15 protein-coding genes are annotated in these 15,396 nt (G+C 71.0%); 11 read left to right on the top strand and 4 right to left on the bottom strand.

All coding sequences use genetic code 11. The features are described from left to right. The first annotated feature begins 10 nt into the window (after nucleotides 1-10). The 7 genes from OJ997_RS08225 (at nucleotide 11) to OJ997_RS08255 (ending at nucleotide 6,775) form a co-directional block, all read left to right on the top strand. A complete protein-coding gene (locus OJ997_RS08225; protein WP_270024591.1) occupies nucleotides 11-346 on the top strand; it encodes a LysM peptidoglycan-binding domain-containing protein in 336 nt (111 codons plus the stop codon). Further along, nucleotides 343-1,578: a D-alanyl-D-alanine carboxypeptidase family protein gene (locus OJ997_RS37435; protein ID WP_270024592.1), complete on the top strand. Its 1,236-nt coding sequence runs from the start codon at nucleotides 343-345 to the stop codon at nucleotides 1,576-1,578. The genes OJ997_RS08225 and OJ997_RS37435 overlap by 4 nt, the downstream gene beginning before the upstream one ends. Further along, complete coding sequence (locus tag OJ997_RS08235) at nucleotides 1,575-2,552, top strand: 1-phosphofructokinase family hexose kinase (protein ID WP_270024593.1); 978 nt, start codon at nucleotides 1,575-1,577, stop codon at nucleotides 2,550-2,552. The genes OJ997_RS37435 and OJ997_RS08235 overlap by 4 nt, the downstream gene beginning before the upstream one ends. 48 nt (nucleotides 2,553-2,600) lie before the next feature. Continuing rightward, entirely contained in the window at nucleotides 2,601-3,791 is a 1,191-nt protein-coding gene (locus tag OJ997_RS08240) for a GuaB3 family IMP dehydrogenase-related protein (protein WP_270024594.1), read from the top strand. Nucleotides 3,792-3,864: 73 nt separating this feature from the next. After that, nucleotides 3,865-5,403, top strand: a complete 1,539-nt coding sequence (gene guaA, locus OJ997_RS08245) for a glutamine-hydrolyzing GMP synthase (protein WP_372517882.1) — start codon at nucleotides 3,865-3,867, stop codon at nucleotides 5,401-5,403. Continuing rightward, nucleotides 5,394-5,663 (top strand): hypothetical protein, encoded by a 270-nt coding sequence (locus OJ997_RS08250; protein WP_270024596.1) that lies wholly within the window; start codon nucleotides 5,394-5,396, stop codon nucleotides 5,661-5,663. Before guaA ends, OJ997_RS08250 begins: the two co-directional genes overlap by 10 nt. Before the next feature lie 20 nt (nucleotides 5,664-5,683). Beyond that, nucleotides 5,684-6,775 carry a DegT/DnrJ/EryC1/StrS family aminotransferase gene (locus OJ997_RS08255; protein ID WP_270024597.1) on the top strand — a complete coding sequence of 364 codons (1,092 nt, stop codon included), beginning with the start codon at nucleotides 5,684-5,686 and terminating at the stop codon, nucleotides 6,773-6,775. Here OJ997_RS08255 and OJ997_RS08260 read toward each other — a convergent pair. Continuing rightward, a complete protein-coding gene (locus tag OJ997_RS08260) occupies nucleotides 6,772-7,467 on the bottom strand; it encodes a DapH/DapD/GlmU-related protein (protein ID WP_270024598.1) in 696 nt (231 codons plus the stop codon). The genes OJ997_RS08255 and OJ997_RS08260 overlap by 4 nt on opposite strands. Then, complete coding sequence (wecB, locus tag OJ997_RS08265; protein ID WP_270024599.1) at nucleotides 7,464-8,516, bottom strand: non-hydrolyzing UDP-N-acetylglucosamine 2-epimerase; 1,053 nt, start codon at nucleotides 8,514-8,516, stop codon at nucleotides 7,464-7,466. The genes OJ997_RS08260 and wecB overlap by 4 nt, the downstream gene beginning before the upstream one ends. A 39-nt stretch (nucleotides 8,517-8,555) precedes the next feature. Between wecB and galE the strand changes: the two genes are divergently transcribed. Then, a complete protein-coding gene (galE, locus tag OJ997_RS08270; protein WP_270024600.1) occupies nucleotides 8,556-9,524 on the top strand; it encodes a UDP-glucose 4-epimerase GalE in 969 nt (322 codons plus the stop codon). Nucleotides 9,525-9,684: 160 nt separating this feature from the next. Here galE and OJ997_RS08275 read toward each other — a convergent pair whose 3' ends face one another. Both OJ997_RS08275 and OJ997_RS08280 read right to left on the bottom strand, forming a co-directional pair. Next, nucleotides 9,685-10,797 carry a M23 family metallopeptidase gene (locus OJ997_RS08275; RefSeq protein ID WP_270024601.1) on the bottom strand — a complete coding sequence of 371 codons (1,113 nt, stop codon included), beginning with the start codon at nucleotides 10,795-10,797 and terminating at the stop codon, nucleotides 9,685-9,687. Between the two features lie 160 nt (nucleotides 10,798-10,957). Further along, complete coding sequence (locus OJ997_RS08280; protein ID WP_270024602.1) at nucleotides 10,958-12,541, bottom strand: LamG-like jellyroll fold domain-containing protein; 1,584 nt, start codon at nucleotides 12,539-12,541, stop codon at nucleotides 10,958-10,960. Nucleotides 12,542-12,746: 205 nt separating this feature from the next. On the opposite strand from OJ997_RS08280, the gene rplM reads away from it, so the two are divergent. From rplM to glmM, 3 genes are all read left to right on the top strand, one after another. Next, entirely contained in the window at nucleotides 12,747-13,187 is a 441-nt protein-coding gene (gene rplM, locus OJ997_RS08285) for a 50S ribosomal protein L13 (RefSeq protein WP_270024603.1), read from the top strand. A gap of 272 nt (nucleotides 13,188-13,459) precedes the next feature. Then, nucleotides 13,460-14,014, top strand: a complete 555-nt coding sequence (gene rpsI, locus OJ997_RS08290; protein ID WP_372517883.1) for a 30S ribosomal protein S9 — start codon at nucleotides 13,460-13,462, stop codon at nucleotides 14,012-14,014. Further along, complete coding sequence (gene glmM / locus OJ997_RS08295) at nucleotides 14,014-15,360, top strand: phosphoglucosamine mutase (protein ID WP_270024604.1); 1,347 nt, start codon at nucleotides 14,014-14,016, stop codon at nucleotides 15,358-15,360. The genes rpsI and glmM overlap by 1 nt, the downstream gene beginning before the upstream one ends. Nucleotides 15,361-15,396: the final 36 nt, after the last annotated feature.

Below are 15,396 nucleotides of genomic sequence, written 5' to 3' on the forward strand. Positions count from 1 at the left end.
CTGAACCTCGATGGTCGGCCGCAACCCCGCGCGCTTTCTGGCGCCCATCGCGCTGATCGCGTTCGCCTTCGCGCTCTACTCCGTCCTCAGCGGCGAGAACCCGCCGGCGGGCGAGGACTCGGGCAACCGCACGAGCCAGGAGGCGACGCCGACGGCGACCGAGACGCCGGAGAAGGAAGAGGCGTCCACCTCCAAGAAGCGCAAGACCTACACGGTCAAGTCGGGCGACACCGCGTCCGGCATCGCGGAGGCGAACGGCATCGACCTCGAGACGCTGGCGGAGCTCAACCAGGACCTCGATCTGGGGGCGCTCTCGCCGGGTCAGAAGATCAGGCTCGAAGAGTGAAGTGGCCCGCTGCGGCGGCGCTCGCTGCGGCAGCGACGCTCCTCCTCACCCCGAACCAGGCGCAGGCCCGTGCCTGCCCGGACAGCGTCGGCGCGCAGGCCGCGATCGTGATCGAGGTCTCGACCGGCATCGTCGCCTGCGAGCGCCAGGCGGACAAGCGGCTCGCGATCGGCTCGACGACGAAGCTGATGACCGCGCTCGTCACGCTCGAGAACGCGAAGCTCTCCGACACGTTCACCGCCTCGGACTACCGCCCGCTGCCGATCGAGTCGCAGATCGGGCTCCAGCCCGGCGAGCGGATGAAGGTCTCAGACCTCATGCGCGGCCTGCTGCTCGAGTCGGGCAACGACGCCGCGGTCACGCTCGCCGAGGGCGTCTCGGGCTCACGGAAGGCGTTCGTGCGCCAGATGAACCGCCGCGCACGCCAGTTGGACCTCGAGAACACGCGCTTCGCGAACCCGATCGGGCTCGACGACGAGAACAACTACTCGTCGGCCCACGACCTCGTCAAGCTCGCGGCGGTCCTGCGCGAGAACAAGTTCTTCAGCAAGATCGTGGACTCGCCGTCCGGCACGCTCAAGACCGGCAGCCACCCGCGCACGTTCCGCAACCGCAACCGGCTCGTGAGCCGCTACGCGTGGGTCAACGGCGTCAAGACGGGCCACACGCGCGGCGCGGGCTACGTGCTCGTCGGCTCGGGCAGCCGCAACGGCATCCAGCTCATCTCCGCGGTCCTCGGCACCTCCAGCGAGGCGGCCCGCGACAGCGACACGATGGCACTGCTGAACTGGGCGATCCCGAAGTTCCAGCGCATCCGCGCGGTGGTCGAGGGCAAGACGCTGGCCACCGCGGACATCCGCGACCGTCCGGGCGCGACGCTCAACCTCGCGCCCGACCGCACCGTCCGCCGGATCATCGAGCGTGGCAAGCGCGACGAGGTCAAGGTGACGGTGGACGCCCCGGACGTCGTCGAGGGCCCGATCCGCAGCGGCCAACGGCTTGGTCGGGTCGAGGTGCGACAGGACGGCACGCTCGTGGCGACGGTCGCCCTGGTGGCCAAATCCGCGGTCCCCGCGCCCACTCCAGCGCAAAAGGCCAAAACCTGGGCGGCGCGCCCGTGGGTGATCGGCGGCATCGGAGCGGCCCTAGTCGCTACGGTCCTGCTTGTGACCCGCCGCGCCCGAACCAGCCGCCGGCGACCGTCTCGCCGCGAGGCCCGCGCCGCATCATGATCGTCACCGTCACGCTCAACACGGCCATCGACAAGACCCTGTCGGTGCCCAACTTTCGGCTCGGCCGCCGCCACCGGACGGTCGAGCAGACCACGATGCCGGGCGGCAAGGGCGTCAACGTCGCCCGCGTGCTCAAGACCCTCGGCGCGCCCGTGATCGCCACGGGGCTCGCGGGCGGCGCGACCGGCACGCGCATCGTCGACCAGCTCACGCAGCTGTCCGTGCTCAGCGACTTCGTCCGCATCGGCGAGGAGTCGCGCACGAACACCGCCGTGATCGACCCGACGACCGGCGAGCAGACCGAGATCAACGAGAAGGGCCCGAAGGTCACGCCGCAGGAGGTCGAGCTGTTCGTCGACAAGCTCCTGTACCTGGCCAAGGGCGCGAGCCTGTGCGTGTTCGCCGGCTCGCTCCCGCGCGAGGTCGACACGGACATCTACGCCTTCCTGATCCGCGAGCTGCGCAAGCTCAACGTCACGACCGTGGTCGACACCGACGGCGACCCGCTGCGCCGCGCCGTGCGCGCCGAGCCGGACGTCGTCTCGCCGAACATGCTCGAGGCGGAGGAGCTCGTCGGCCACGAGTTCAACGACGACGAGGACCGCACGTACGCCGTCAAGGAGGTGTGCGACATGGGCGCCCGTGAGGCGCTCATGACGCTGCCGGACGGCTGCTTCGCGCGCATGCACCCGCCACACGAGGCCGAGCCGCAGATCTACCGCGTCCGCGTGCGTGGGGGAGCGATCGAGCCGCGCGCCACCGTCGGCTCCGGCGACGCCTTCCTGGCCGGCTACGTGGCCGCCCGCTACCAGAGCAAGCCGGTCGACGAGGCCCTCGCCTTCGCGGTCGCCTGCGGTGCCGAATCGACCCAGCATCTGGGAGCCGGCCTCGTGGATCCGGACCGCGTCCAGCGGCTCCTCGGAGAGGTGGACGTAGAGCGGATGTCGGCGACTCATAACGACGCTCTAACGTAAGAGCACCCGCCCGGGGTCTACGTCCGCTCCCCACCCTAGGATTTCGCCATGGAAATCGAGATCGGCCGAGGCAAGAAGGCGCGTCGCGCCTACGGCTTCGATGACGTCGCCATTGTCCCTTCGCGTAGGACGCGTGACCCCGACGACGTGGACATCACGTGGACGCTGGGTCCGTACCGCTTCGAGCTTCCTCTGCTCGCGTCCGCGATGGACGGCGTCGTATCGCCCGACAGCGCCGGCATCATCGGCAAGCTCGGCGGTCTCGCCGTCCTGAACCTCGAGGGCATCTGGGCCCGCTACGAGGACGCCGACGACATCCTGGAGCGCATCGCCGGGCTTCCGAAGGACGAAGCCACGCGCGAGATGCAGGAGATCTACCAGGAGCCGATCAAGGAAGAGCTGATCGTCCGCTCCATCAAGGCGATCAAGGAGCACGGCGTCGTCGCCGCCGCTTCGCTCACTCCTCAGCGCGTCGAGCAGTACTACGAGCTGTGTCTTGACGCCGGCCTGGACATCCTGGTCGTCCAGGGCACGGTCATCTCGGCCGAGCACGTCTCCTCGCAGGGCCACGCCCTGAACCTGAAGGAGTTCGTCCGCGAGGTGCCGATCCCGGTCGTCCTCGGCGGCTGCGCCTCCTACTCGACCGGCCTGCACCTCATGCGCACCGGCGCGGCGGGCGTGCTCGTCGGCGTCGGCCCGGGCGCCGCCTGCACCACGCGCGGCGTGCTCGGCATCGGCGTCCCGCAGGCCACGGCGATCGCCGACGTGGCCGCCGCCCGCTCCCAGCACATGCTGGAGACCGGCGAGTACTGCCGCGTGATCGCCGACGGCGGCATGCGCACCGGTGGCGACGTCGCGAAGGCCGTCGCCTGCGGCGCCGACGCCGTGATGATCGGCTCGCCGCTCGCCCGCGCCTACGAGGCGCCGGGCCACGGCTTCCACTGGGGCATGGCGACGTTCCACCCGACGCTCCCCCGTGGCGCGCGCGTGAAGACGACGCAGAACGGCTCGCTGGAGGAGATCATCCAGGGCCCCGCGCGTGAGAACGACGGCACGTTCAACATCATGGGCGGCCTGCGCACCTCGATGGCGACCTGCGGCTACCAGGACATCGCCGAGTTCAACCGGGCCGAGCTGATGGTCGCCCCCGCGCTGCAGACCGAGGGCAAGCTCCTTCAGCGCGACCAGGCCATCGGCATGGGCGCCCGCGGCGGAGCGGTCGCGCTTGTCGCCGACTGAGGCCACGTCGCTCGGGCACGGCTCCTCGCTTCCGGCTGATCAGCCGGTCGAGGAGCTGGCGCTCGAGCGCGAGGTGGCCACCGATGAAGTCGTCGTCCTCGACTACGGCGGACAGTACTCCCAGCTGATCGCGCGTCGCGTGCGTGAGCTCGGCGTGTTCTCCGAGCTGCTCCCGCATCACGTGGGTGTGGACGAGGTGCGCCGGCGCAAGCCGAAGGGCCTGATCCTCAGCGGCGGGCCCGCGTCGGTGTACGCGCCGGGCGCGCCGAAGCTGGACCCGGAGCTGCTCGAGCTCGGGATCCCCGTGCTCGGCATTTGCTACGGCATGCAGGCGCTGGTCCTCACGCTCGGCGGCAAGGTCGAGGGCGCGGAGGTCGGTGAGTTCGGCCGCTCGCAGCTGACGGTGGCCGAGCACGGCCGCCTGCTCGCGGGCACGCCGGATTCCCAGCAGTGCTGGATGTCGCACCGCGACACCGTGTACGAGGCGCCTGAGGGCTTCACGCCGCTCGCGTCCTCGACGGAGTCGCCGGTCGCGGCGCTGGAGGATGTCGAGCGCGGGCTGTACGGCATCCAGTTCCACCCGGAGGTCGTGCACACGCCCTACGGGCAGCAGGTGCTGACGACGTTCCTCGAGGACATCGCGGGCGCGTCGCGCACGTGGTCGGCGGCGAACATCATCGACGAGCAGGTCGAGGCGATCCGCAAGCAGGTCGGTGACGGCAAGGTCATCTGCGGGCTCTCCGGCGGCGTGGACTCGAGTGTCGCGGCGCTGCTGGTCCACAAGGCGGTCGGCGATCAGCTGACGTGCGTGTTCGTGGACCACGGGATGATGCGCCAGGACGAGGGCGAGCAGGTCATCGCCGCGTTCCGCGACCAGTTCCACGTGCCGCTCGTGGCCGTGGACGCGGAGAAGCGCTTCCTGGATCGGCTGAAGGGCGTGTCGGAGCCCGAGGCCAAGCGCAAGGCGATCGGCGCCGAGTTCATCCGCGTCTTCGAGGAGGAGGCCGCCAAGCTCGGCGACGCCAAGTTCCTCGTCCAGGGCACGCTGTACTCGGACGTGATCGAGTCCGGCGGCGGCACCGGCGCGGCGACGATCAAGTCGCACCACAACGTGGGCGGGCTGCCGGAGGACATGGAGTTCGCGCTCGTCGAGCCGCTCCGGGCGCTGTTCAAGGACGAGGTGCGCGCCGTCGGCGCGGAGCTCGGCCTGCCGGAGAAGTTCGTCTGGCGTCAGCCGTTCCCGGGGCCTGGGCTCGCGATCCGCATCGTCGGCGGCGAGGCCACCAAGGAGCGCTTGGACACGCTGCGCGCGGCGGACTTCATCCTCCAGGACGAGATCCGCAAGGCCGGCCTGTACCGCGAGCTGTGGCAGTCGTTCTGCGTGCTGCCGGACATCCGGACGGTCGGCGTGCAGGGCGACGAGCGCACCTACGGCTACGTCGTGGCGATCCGCGCGGTGACGTCGGACGACGCGATGACGGCCGACTGGGCACGGCTCCCGTACGACCTGCTCGAGCAGATCGCGTCGCGGATGATCAACGAGATCCGCGAGGTCAACCGCGTCGTGCTCGACATCACGAGCAAGCCTCCCGGCACCATCGAGTGGGAGTAGAGGAACAGGAAGACAAGGAGCGGAGCATCGAGGAGCACCTCCTCGGGTTCCGCTCGCGCCTGCTCATGGGCGCGATCTTCGCCGCGCTGTACATCAGCACGTTCGGCCCCCGGACCGGTTGGGTTCCGGGGGTCCTCAGCGGCGTGCTCGGCGGTGCCGTCGTCTTCCTGCTGCTCAAGGAGGTCGACGAGCGTCGCCGGAGGAAGCTGCGCGCGCAGAAGAACGTGCCGCCGCCCGTGCGCCGCAAGCACCGGAAGTAGGCCTCGCTAGGGTGAGACGCATGGCCGTCTCGCTCTTCAACACGTCCGCGCCGCTCGCTGCCATCGACTCCGAGATCCGCGCGAAGGTCTCCGCGATCCTCGACGCCGGCGTCTACGTGCTCGGCCCCGAGGTGCGGGCGTTCGAGTCCGAGTTCGCCGCGTACACCGGCACGGATCACGCGGTCGGCGTGGCCAACGGCACCGACGCGCTGGTGCTCGCGCTGCGCGCGCTCGGCGTCGGCCCCGGTGATGAGGTGATCGTGCCGTCGTTCACGTTCTACGCGTCGGCGGAGGCGATCCCGCACACGGGCGCGCGCCCCGTCTTCTGCGACGTGGACCCGGAGACGATGCTGATCACGCCGGACACGGTGAAGGCCGTCATGACGGCGAACACCAAGGCCGTGATCGCCGTGCACCTGTTCGGCAACGTCGCGCCCGTCGAGGAGATCGAGGCGCTCGGCGTCCCGGTGCTCGAGGACGCCGCCCAGGCCGCCGGCACCGTGCTGGAGGACGGTCGCCGCCCGGGCGCGCTCGGCACGATCGCGACCTGGTCGTTCTACCCCTCCAAGAACCTCGGCGCGTTCGGCGACGGTGGCGCGATCACCACGAACGACGACATCCTCGCCGAGACCGTCCGCACGCTTCGCTTCCACGGCTCGCGCGACAAGCAGACCTTCGAGATGGTCGGCCACAACTCGCGCCTGGACGAGCTGCAGGCCGGCATCCTGCGCGTGCAGCTGCCGCACCTGGACACCTGGGCGGACGGCCGCCGCGCCGCCGGTCGCCACTACGAGGAGGCGGGGCTCGGCGAGCTCGTCTCGCTGCCGGTCGCGGCTTCGGGCTCGCGGCCCGCGTGGCACCTGTACGTCGTGCGGTCCGAGCGCGCGGACGAGCTGCGCACGGTCTTGAACGACGCCGGCATCGGCGCCCGGGCCTACTACCGCACCCCGGCACACCTGCAGCCCGCGATGCACGAGTGGGGCGCGGGGCTCACACTGCCCGGCACCGACGAGGCGGCGCGGACGAACCTGGCGATCCCGGTGAGCCCGGTGCTCAGCCGTGCCGAGGCGGACGAAGTCGTCGCCGCGGCCGCCGCGTTGGCTCCGGCCTAGCGCCAGTTCTCGAGCAGGTCCGCGTCGGGTACTTCACGCACGACGCGGGCCGGCACGCCCATCACGACCGTGCGTGGTGGCACGTCCTTCGTGACCACCGCGCCCGCCGCGACGAACGCCTCCTCGCCGACCTCGACGCCCGGCGTGAGCACGGAGCCCCCGCCCACGCGGGCGGCACGCCGGATGACCGCTCCGCGCAGCTGGTACTCACGATCGTGGCGCGACATCGTGTCGTCGTTCGTCGTGCACACGCCCGGGCCGACGAAGACGTCGTCCTCGACGACCGAGTACGCGGTCAAGTAGACGTCGGTCTGGACCTTCACGCGCGCGCCCACGCGGACGTCGTTGTCGACGCAGGAGCCGCGGCCGATCACGGTGCGCTCGCCGATCACGGCGCGCTCGCGGACGTAGGCCTGGTCGCCGACGATCGCGCCGGCTCCGATCGAGGCGCCTGCGAAGACGATCGCGCCGCAGCAGATCACGGCGCCGTCGCCGATCACGAGCCCGTCCAGGGCCGCCCGCGGCGCGGTGGAGGAACGCGCAAGCGACGGCGACTTTCCGAGGACGGCGCCGTCCTGGATCTCGACGCCGGCGCCGATCACCGTGCCGGGCTTGATGACGACGAACGCGCCGACGCGGACGTCCTCGCCCAGGACGACGTCGTCGGCGATGACGGCGGTGGAGTCGATCATGCGCCCACCATCCTGACGAGCGCGTCGACGACACGCGCGCCCGCGTGACCGTCGCCGTAGAGCGGCGGCCGCTCGCTCGGCACGTCCCGGGACAACGCGAGCCGCGCCGCATCGGCGTCCAGGTCCACGAGCACGTTCCAGCCGGCGTCGATCGTCTCGCGCCACTCGGTCGTCGAGCGCAGCGTGATGCACGGCACGCCGGCGAGGTACGCCTCCTTCTGCACGCCGCCGCTGTCGGTCAGCACGGCCTTCGCACCCAGCACGAGCGCCGTGAACTCCAGGTAGCCGAGCGGCGGGGCGACGATCACACCGTCCAGCGCCGAGAGCAACCCGGCCTCGTCCAGGCGCGCGCGCGTGCGGGGATGCAGCGGCAGCACGACCGGCAGCGGCATCCCGGTCAAGACGTCGACCAGCGCGCGCAGCCGCGCCGGGTCGTCGACGTTGCCCGCGCGGTGCGCCGTCGCGAGCAGGTACTCGCCCGACGTCACGCCGAGGTTCTCCAGCACCGCCGGATCGGCCCGCGGCGCGAGCAGCTCGAACACGTCGACCATCACGTCGCCGACCACCTCGACCGCGCCGACCACCTGCTCGGCCCGCAGCGTGTCCGCGGCGGCCGCCGACGAGCACAGCAGCAGGGAGGAGGCATGGTCGGTGAGCACGCGGTTGAGCTCTTCCGGCATCGAGCGGTCGTACGAGCGCATCCCGGCCTCGACGTGCGCGACCGGCACGCCCGCCTGGGCCGCGGCCAGCGCGCCGGCCAGCGTCGAGTTCGTGTCTCCGTAGACCAGCACCACGTCCACGCCCTCGAGCAGCGGCGCGATCGCCGACAGCATCCGCGCGGTCTGCTCGGTGTTGGACCCGCCGCCCAGCTCGAAGCGATGCTCCGGGCGCGGCAGGGCGAGCTCGTCGAAGAACACGCGCGAGAGCGCGTCGTCGTAGTGCTGGCCCGTGTGGACCAGCACCTCCTCACCGACGGCCCGCAGCCGCGAGGACACCGCCGCCGCCTTCACGAACTGCGGGCGGTTGCCCACGACTGTCAATACGCGCACCGAGAGAGCTTGCCACGTCGCTACGATCGCCCCCTCTTCATGCGGCTCCTCGTCACCGGCGGAGCCGGATACATCGGGTCCATCGTCGCTCGCCGGCTGCTGGCCCGCGGGGACGACGTGACCGTGCTCGACTCGCTCTACCGTGGCCATCGCCAGGCCGTCCCGGAGGGCGCGACGTTCGAGCACGTCGACCTGCTCGATTCGGATGCGACCCGGCGCGTGCTCGAGCAGGGCTTCGACGGCGTCCTGCACTTCGCCGCCCTCGCCCTGGTCGGTGAGTCCGTCGCCCGCCCCGAGTGGTACTACCGCGGCAACGTGGTCGCCTCGATGAACCTGCTCGACGCGATGCGCGCCGCCGGCGTCCAGCGGCTCGTGTGCTCGTCGACGTGCGCGACCTACGGCGAGCCCGAGCACGTGCCGATCTCCGAGGACGAGCCGCCGTCGCCCGTGAACGCGTACGGCAACTCCAAGCTCGCGGTGGACCGGATGATCGCCGACGAGTGCCGCGCGCACGGCCTCGGCGCGATCTCCCTGCGCTACTTCAACGTCGCGGGCGCGAGCGGCCCGCTCGGCGAGGACCACGAGCCGGAGACGCACCTGATCCCGCTGGTGCTCCGCGCCGCCGCCGGTCGCACCCCGCACGTCTCGGTCTACGGCACCGACTATCCGACCAAGGACGGGACCGCGGTCCGCGACTACGTGCACGTCGAGGACCTCGCGCGCGCCCACCTGCTCGCGCTCGACCAGACCGAGCCGGGCGGCCACGAGATCTTCAACCTCGGCAGCGGGACCGGCTTCTCGGTCCGTCAGGTGATCGAGGCGGCGCGGACGGTCACCGGCGTGGACATCCCCGTCCAGGAGGCCGCGCGCCGCCCGGGCGATCCACCGCGCCTCGTGGCCGCGACGGGCAAGGCCCACGGCGGCCTGGGCTGGACGCCCGAACGCTCACTCGAGGACATGGTCGGCGACGCCTGGCGCTGGCACCAGGCGCACCCACGCGGCTACTAATGTCCCGATTCAGAAGTTCGCGAGCCGCTACCGGGCGTCTCGCCGCGCCTGGCGGCCGCCGGCGATCCCGCACGTACACCCGGTATGCGCTGGAATCACCGGCGGGCCCAGCCACGACGATCGGGCCCGCTATCTGCGCCCGAACTTCCGACTCGCGACACTAGCTCGTCGCCGCCCAGGACTTGAGCGTCGCGAGCGGGTCGACCGGCGCCCCGCCGGAGTACCAGCCCGGCGCCGTCCACGACTCGAAGTGCAGGTGGCAGCCGTTGGCGCGGCCCGTAGCGCCCACGAAGCCGATCGGCTGGCCGGTGAACACGCGCGCGCCCTTGGCCACGAGCGGGACGTCGCGCAGGTGCATGTACACGTAGTCGGTGCCCGTGCCCTCGTTGTCGATCACGAGGTAGTTGCCGCCGCGAGCGTGCCAGCCGGCGAACTTGACGACGCCACCGTGCGCGGCCACCAGCGGCGTGCCGCAGCTGGCGAAGACGTCCTGGCCCTCGTGCCCACGGCCGCCGCCGAACGCCGCGGCGCCCGTCCCGAACGTGAACTTGCCGAGGATCGGGAACCGGTCCCGCGCGAAGGCGAAGGCCACCGGCGGCTGCGCGACGCCGCCCGCGACCACGCGGAACTCGTAGCGCCCCGTGGACTGCACCTTGTTGTTCGCGAGCCCGTTCCAGGTGAGCTGCTGCGGCACCTCGGGCGCGACCGCGCCGAGGTCCCAGTGCGCGATGACCACGCCGTCGCTCACCCGGGCGAGATCGACCGTGATCGGCACCGGAGCGGCCCCGTGCACGACGTAGCCGAGCGTCGCGGGCTTGGCGGCGTCGTAGAAGAACGTGGGGGCGCGCAGGCCGAACTCGACGATGCCCGTCGGGGGCGCCGCCTCGACCGTCAGCGGGACGACGGACGGCGCGGTGAGCGCGCCCGAGCGGTCCACGACCGCGACCGGGCCGGACACGGCGCCCATCGGCACCCGCACGTCCGTGGACGTCTTCCGGCGCACGAGCGCCTCGGCGATGACGTCGTCGGCGTCACCGACGCCGCCCATGAACACGACCTCGTCGGCCTGCGTGAGCGCCTTGCCGCGCACCCGCAGCAGGGACCCGGTGCGAGAGGCGCCGGCGATGCCGCAGGCCTGGACGCAGTCGACCTTGGCGACGGCGGCCGGGGAGGAAGCCATCACGGTGGTGGCGGGCGCGGACTGCGCCGCCGGGGTGGGCACCGGTGTCGGTGCCGGTACCTGCGCCGGCGCGGCCGGGGCGAACCCAGCCATGGCTACGAGCACGTATGCGGTTGTCCGCAGACTGCGACCCACGAATCCCCTCTGTCAACGCCGACCAAGCGCCACTGGACCGGGGTCCGCCCTCCTAAGACGAAACCGGCCGACTCCTAGGAGCCGGCCGGGATCATAACTATGAATCTGGATGGAGCAACTACCGTCCGCCGTGGAAGTACCCGCGGTGGCCGTGCCAGGTCCACTCGCCGAAGTGCTTCTTCCACTTCGCGAGGAGCTTGAGCAGCAGCGCCTTGAGCTTCTCGAGCGGCGAGAGCTCGCTGCCGGAGCCGTTGGCGATCGGCGTGTCGCGGTCGGCCAGGATCTCGTTCGCCGAGAGCGCGCGGTTGTAGACGCGGACCTCGTCGAGCGTGCCGTCGAACCACTCGGCCCAGACGGCGTTGCCGCCCATCCGCAGCGCGCCGTTGGAGACCGTGACCGGCCCCGTGACGGCCATCGTGGAGACCTGGGCGCCGTCGACGTACAGCCGCAGCGTCGAGCCGTCGAACGTCGTGGCGACGTGCGACCACTGGTTCAGCGGCAGCGCGGTCGGGCCCGAGAGGCCCTTGTCGGAGTCCGTGTACACGTGACCGCTCGGCAGGCCGGCGTCCGTGCCCGCGTACATCGCGTACGCGAGGTTCTGCGTCTGCTCCTTGATCAGGATCGTGCGCCAGGAGTTGGCGAGCGTGTCCGGCTTGACCCACGCCTCGAGCGTCATGCCGTTGGTGAGATCGAGCGAGGAGTCGTCGGCGACGGTGATCCAGTCGTCCTGGCCGTCGAAGCTCACGCCACGGCCGTAGCGGCCGCTGCTCGTGCGCGTCGCGCCCTGGATGGCGCCGGAGTTCTTCTGCGGGCTCGCGTCGAGCACGGTGTCGCCGCTGTTCTCCTCGAACGCCCACGCGCCGACGAGGTTGTTGGTCGCGGGCTTGTCGTTGATCGTGAGCGTGACCGGGATCGCGCGCGGGTCGGCGCCCGGCGCGGTGACCGTGATCGTGGCGTTGTAGGTGCCGGCGGCGAGGCCGGTCGTGTTGATCGAGGCGGTGATCGTGCCGGGCGTGTTGCCCGTGGCGCCGGCGATCGTCAGCCAGCTGCCGTTCTCGGTCGCGCTGTAGGCCAGCGAGCCGTCACCGAGGTTGGTGATCGCGACCTGCTTGGGCGCGGGGTTGCCGGCGCCGCGCGTGGACCAGAAGCTGAGCGCCGACGGGGTCGCCGCCAGCTCGGCGTCGTTGGCCTCCGCGCCGGTGACGTACGCGGACAGCGGGCCGTCGCTGAAGATCGGACCGCTCACCCACTCGTCCGGCAGCGTGGTGAGGTCCGGTGCGCCGCTGCCCTGCTCGGGCCCGCCGCCGCCCTCGACGCGGTCGGCCCAGCGCAGGCCGCCGGTGCCGTCGGACGGGTTCAGGACGGCGATCCAGTACGGCGTGCCGTCCTCGATCTCCGTCGCGGGAACCGGGACGGTGTTCCACGCGCCGGCCGTCAGGCCGTTCTTGCGCGCGGACGTGAGCAGCGTCGTCGGCTGACCGGCCGCGTCGCTGTACAGGCCGAGCTCGACCGCCGACGCGTCGGAGTCGGGCGCCAAGTAGATCGAGATCGACGAGGCGGTGCCGTCCGCGCTGCCCGCCGTCTTGTAGACCTCGGCGCCGCCCGGGAACGCGCCGCTGCCGAACTGGCCGACGACATCAGTACCCGCGAGGCGTACGTCGGCCGCGTTCGCCGCCGGAGCAGCGACCAACGCTGTGACCATGGTGAGGACCGTCGCCGCGATGCGCCGGCGGGAACAGCCCCTTTCCCTCCTGGAGATGAGCATGAGATGAACCTATGCGGACCATTCCGTTCCGCGTACTGGTCAATCGAACAGACGGGGTTCAGATTCGGGAGGGGTGGCAGCGGTCGCTATCATGCTCCGTCGCCGCGCGGTCTTCGCGTGGTGCATCCACGCCTTGTAAAGAATGAAGACCTACGTCGCCAAGCCCACCGACCGCGAGCGCAACTGGCTCGTCGTCGACGCCGAGGGTCAAACCCTCGGACGTCTCGCCACTCAGATCGCCGATGCGCTGCGCGGTAAGCGCAAGCCGACCTACACCCCGCACATCGACACCGGCGACTTCGTCGTCGTTATCAACGCGGAGAAGATCTCGGTGACGGGGCAGAAGCGCGCTGAGAAGATGTACTACCGCCACTCGGGTTACCCGGGCGGTCTGAAGTCCCGCACCTTGAACGACATGCTCGAGCGCCGGCCGGAAGAGGTCATCCGCCTCGCGGTGAAGGGCATGATGCCCCGCAACCGCCTCGGCCGTAAGCAGCTCACGAAGCTCAAGGTCTACGCGGGTCCGGAGCATCCCCACACTGCACAGCAGCCGCAGCCGATGGCGCTGATCTCGAGCAAGTAGGAGCCATGGCCGAAAGCAACGACAACGTCAACGAGACGCCCGAGCCCGAGGAGATCTCCTCGGAGGACGTCGTCGGCGGTCAGGAGACCCCGAGCGCCGACGCCCTCGATCGCGAGCAGGCGATCGTCGACGAGACGCCGGGCGAGTCCGAGATCAAGGCTGCTGAAGAGACCTCGATCACCAACGCCGCCGAGAAGGCCGCCGACGGTGACGACGAGCTCGAGTACATCGAGGAAGACGAGACGCCGCGCGTGAAGCCGGCGATCCCGGGCATGGACCTCGAGGTCGACATCGTCCGCGAGGGCGAGGAGTCGCGGAATCGCTACAGCGAGGACGAGGACCCGGACGCCGAGGAAGAGACCGAGACCGAGGGTGACGAAGAGCTCCCCGAGACGATCGCGGACGCTTCCATCGACCTCGCCGCCGGTGCTCGCTACAAGGCGACCGGCAAGCGCAAGACGGCTGTCGCGCGCGTGACGCTCAAGCCGGGCACGGGCCAGTACTTCATCACCGGCGTCGCCAAGAGCGCGAAGTCGCTGGATGAGTTCTTCCCGCGTCACACGCTGCAGCGCACGATCCGCCAGCCGCTCGAGACGGTCGGCTACGAAGACCGCATGGACGTCGTCGCGACGATGCACGGTGGTGGCGTCTCCGCTCAGGCGGGCGCGCTGCGTCACGGCATCTCCAAGGCGCTCCTGGAGGCCGATCCGAACCTTCGCTCCGAGCTCAAGCGCCGCGGCTTCCTCACGCGTGACGCTCGCGTCAAGGAGCGCAAGAAGGCCGGCCTCAAGAAGGCCCGTAAGCGGCCGCAGTTCTCCAAGCGCTAGTGGCTGCGGCGCCTTCAAGCGCCGCCCGCAGGCTGTTCGGCACCGACGGAGTCCGCGGTGTCGCGGGCGAGTTCCTCTCTGCGGAGCTCGCCCTGTCCCTGGCGCGCGCCACCACGGCGCGCGTCCGGCGTGAGGACGGGCGTCCGCCGCGCGTCCTCATCATCCGCGACACGCGCGAATCGGGCGAGATGCTCGAAGCCGCCGTGGCCGCGGGCGTCGCCGCGGCCGGGGGCGAAGCCCTGCTCGGTGGCGTCCTGCCGACGCCCGGCGCACCGCTGCTGATCGCCCGTCACGGGTTCGATCTCGCCGCGGTCCTGTCCGCGTCGCACAACCCGTACCGCGACAACGGGATCAAGTTCTTCGGCGGCGACGGTTACAAGCTGTCGGACACCACCGAGGCCGAGATCGAGGCCGCGCTCGAGCAGCCGCCCGTCGTGCGGGAGCACCCGGGCCGGGTGCAGACGTTCCACGGCGCGCTCGAGGACTACCTGCGCGCGTTGCACGAGCGGTTCTCCGCTCTGGACCTGACGGGCCGCCGGATCCTGATCGACTGCGCGAACGGCGCCACGTTCCGCGCCGCGCCGGAGATCTTCCGCCGCCTCGGCGCCGACATCGGCGTCATGGCGCACGAGCCCGACGGGCGCAACATCAACCACAAGAGCGGCTCGACCCACATGGAACGGCTGCGCGCGGCGATGCAGACCGGCGACGACGAGATCGGCTTCGCGTTCGACGGCGACGGCGACCGCATGCTGGCCGTGGACCGCAATGGCGCGGTCGTGGACGGCGACGAGCTGATCGCCCTCGCCGCGATCCACCTGCGCGAGCAGGGCCGGCTGCCCGGCAACGGCGTCGCCGTGACGGTGATGACCAACTTCGGCTTCCACACGGCGATGGCGGACCACGGGATCGAGGTCGCGACCACGTCCGTGGGCGATCGTTACGTGCTCGAGGCGCTGCGTGAGCGCGAGTGGTCGCTCGGCGGCGAGCAGTCCGGCCACATCATCGACCGCAACTTCGTGCCTTCGGGCGACGGCATCGCGTCCGCGCTGCTCACGCTCGAGGCGCTCGGCGCCACGAACCTCGCGGATCGCCACGGGATGGAGAAGCTGCCGCAGACGCTCGTCAACGTGCGTGTGCGTGACCGCGGCGCGCTCGAGCAGGCGGCGGAGGTGCACGAGGCCGTCGCCCGTGAGCACTCGGCGCTCGAGGGCCGCGGGCGCGTGCTGCTGCGCCCGAGCGGCACCGAGCCGCTCGTGCGCGTGATGGTCGAAGCGCCGACCGCCGATGAGGCGGAAGCGGTGTGCGGGCGCCTGGTTGCGCTCGTCGAAGCCACGCTTGGGTAAATGCAGGCCTGGACCGAAGGCCAGCGAACAGCAACT

Source organism: Solirubrobacter phytolaccae (assembly GCF_027587195.1).
Taxonomy (GTDB): domain Bacteria; phylum Actinomycetota; class Thermoleophilia; order Solirubrobacterales; family Solirubrobacteraceae; genus Solirubrobacter; species Solirubrobacter phytolaccae.

Excerpts from the sequence above, each read along its gene's own strand:
- OJ997_RS08225 (WP_270024591.1), top strand. The coding sequence starts at position 11 with ATGGTCGGCCGCAACCCCGCGCGCTTTCTGGCGCCCATCGCGCTGATC.
- OJ997_RS08235 (WP_270024593.1), top strand. The coding sequence starts at position 1,575 with ATGATCGTCACCGTCACGCTCAACACGGCCATCGACAAGACCCTGTCG.
- OJ997_RS08240 (WP_270024594.1), top strand. The coding sequence starts at position 2,601 with ATGGAAATCGAGATCGGCCGAGGCAAGAAGGCGCGTCGCGCCTACGGC.
- OJ997_RS08255 (WP_270024597.1), top strand. The coding sequence starts at position 5,684 with ATGGCCGTCTCGCTCTTCAACACGTCCGCGCCGCTCGCTGCCATCGAC.
- OJ997_RS08260 (WP_270024598.1), bottom strand. The coding sequence starts at position 7,467 with ATGATCGACTCCACCGCCGTCATCGCCGACGACGTCGTCCTGGGCGAG.
- galE (WP_270024600.1), top strand. The coding sequence starts at position 8,556 with ATGCGGCTCCTCGTCACCGGCGGAGCCGGATACATCGGGTCCATCGTC.
- OJ997_RS08275 (WP_270024601.1), bottom strand. The coding sequence starts at position 10,797 with ATGGCTGGGTTCGCCCCGGCCGCGCCGGCGCAGGTACCGGCACCGACA.
- OJ997_RS08280 (WP_270024602.1), bottom strand. The coding sequence starts at position 12,541 with ATGGTCACAGCGTTGGTCGCTGCTCCGGCGGCGAACGCGGCCGACGTA.
- rplM (WP_270024603.1), top strand. The coding sequence starts at position 12,747 with ATGAAGACCTACGTCGCCAAGCCCACCGACCGCGAGCGCAACTGGCTC.
- rpsI (WP_372517883.1), top strand. The coding sequence starts at position 13,460 with ATGGACCTCGAGGTCGACATCGTCCGCGAGGGCGAGGAGTCGCGGAAT.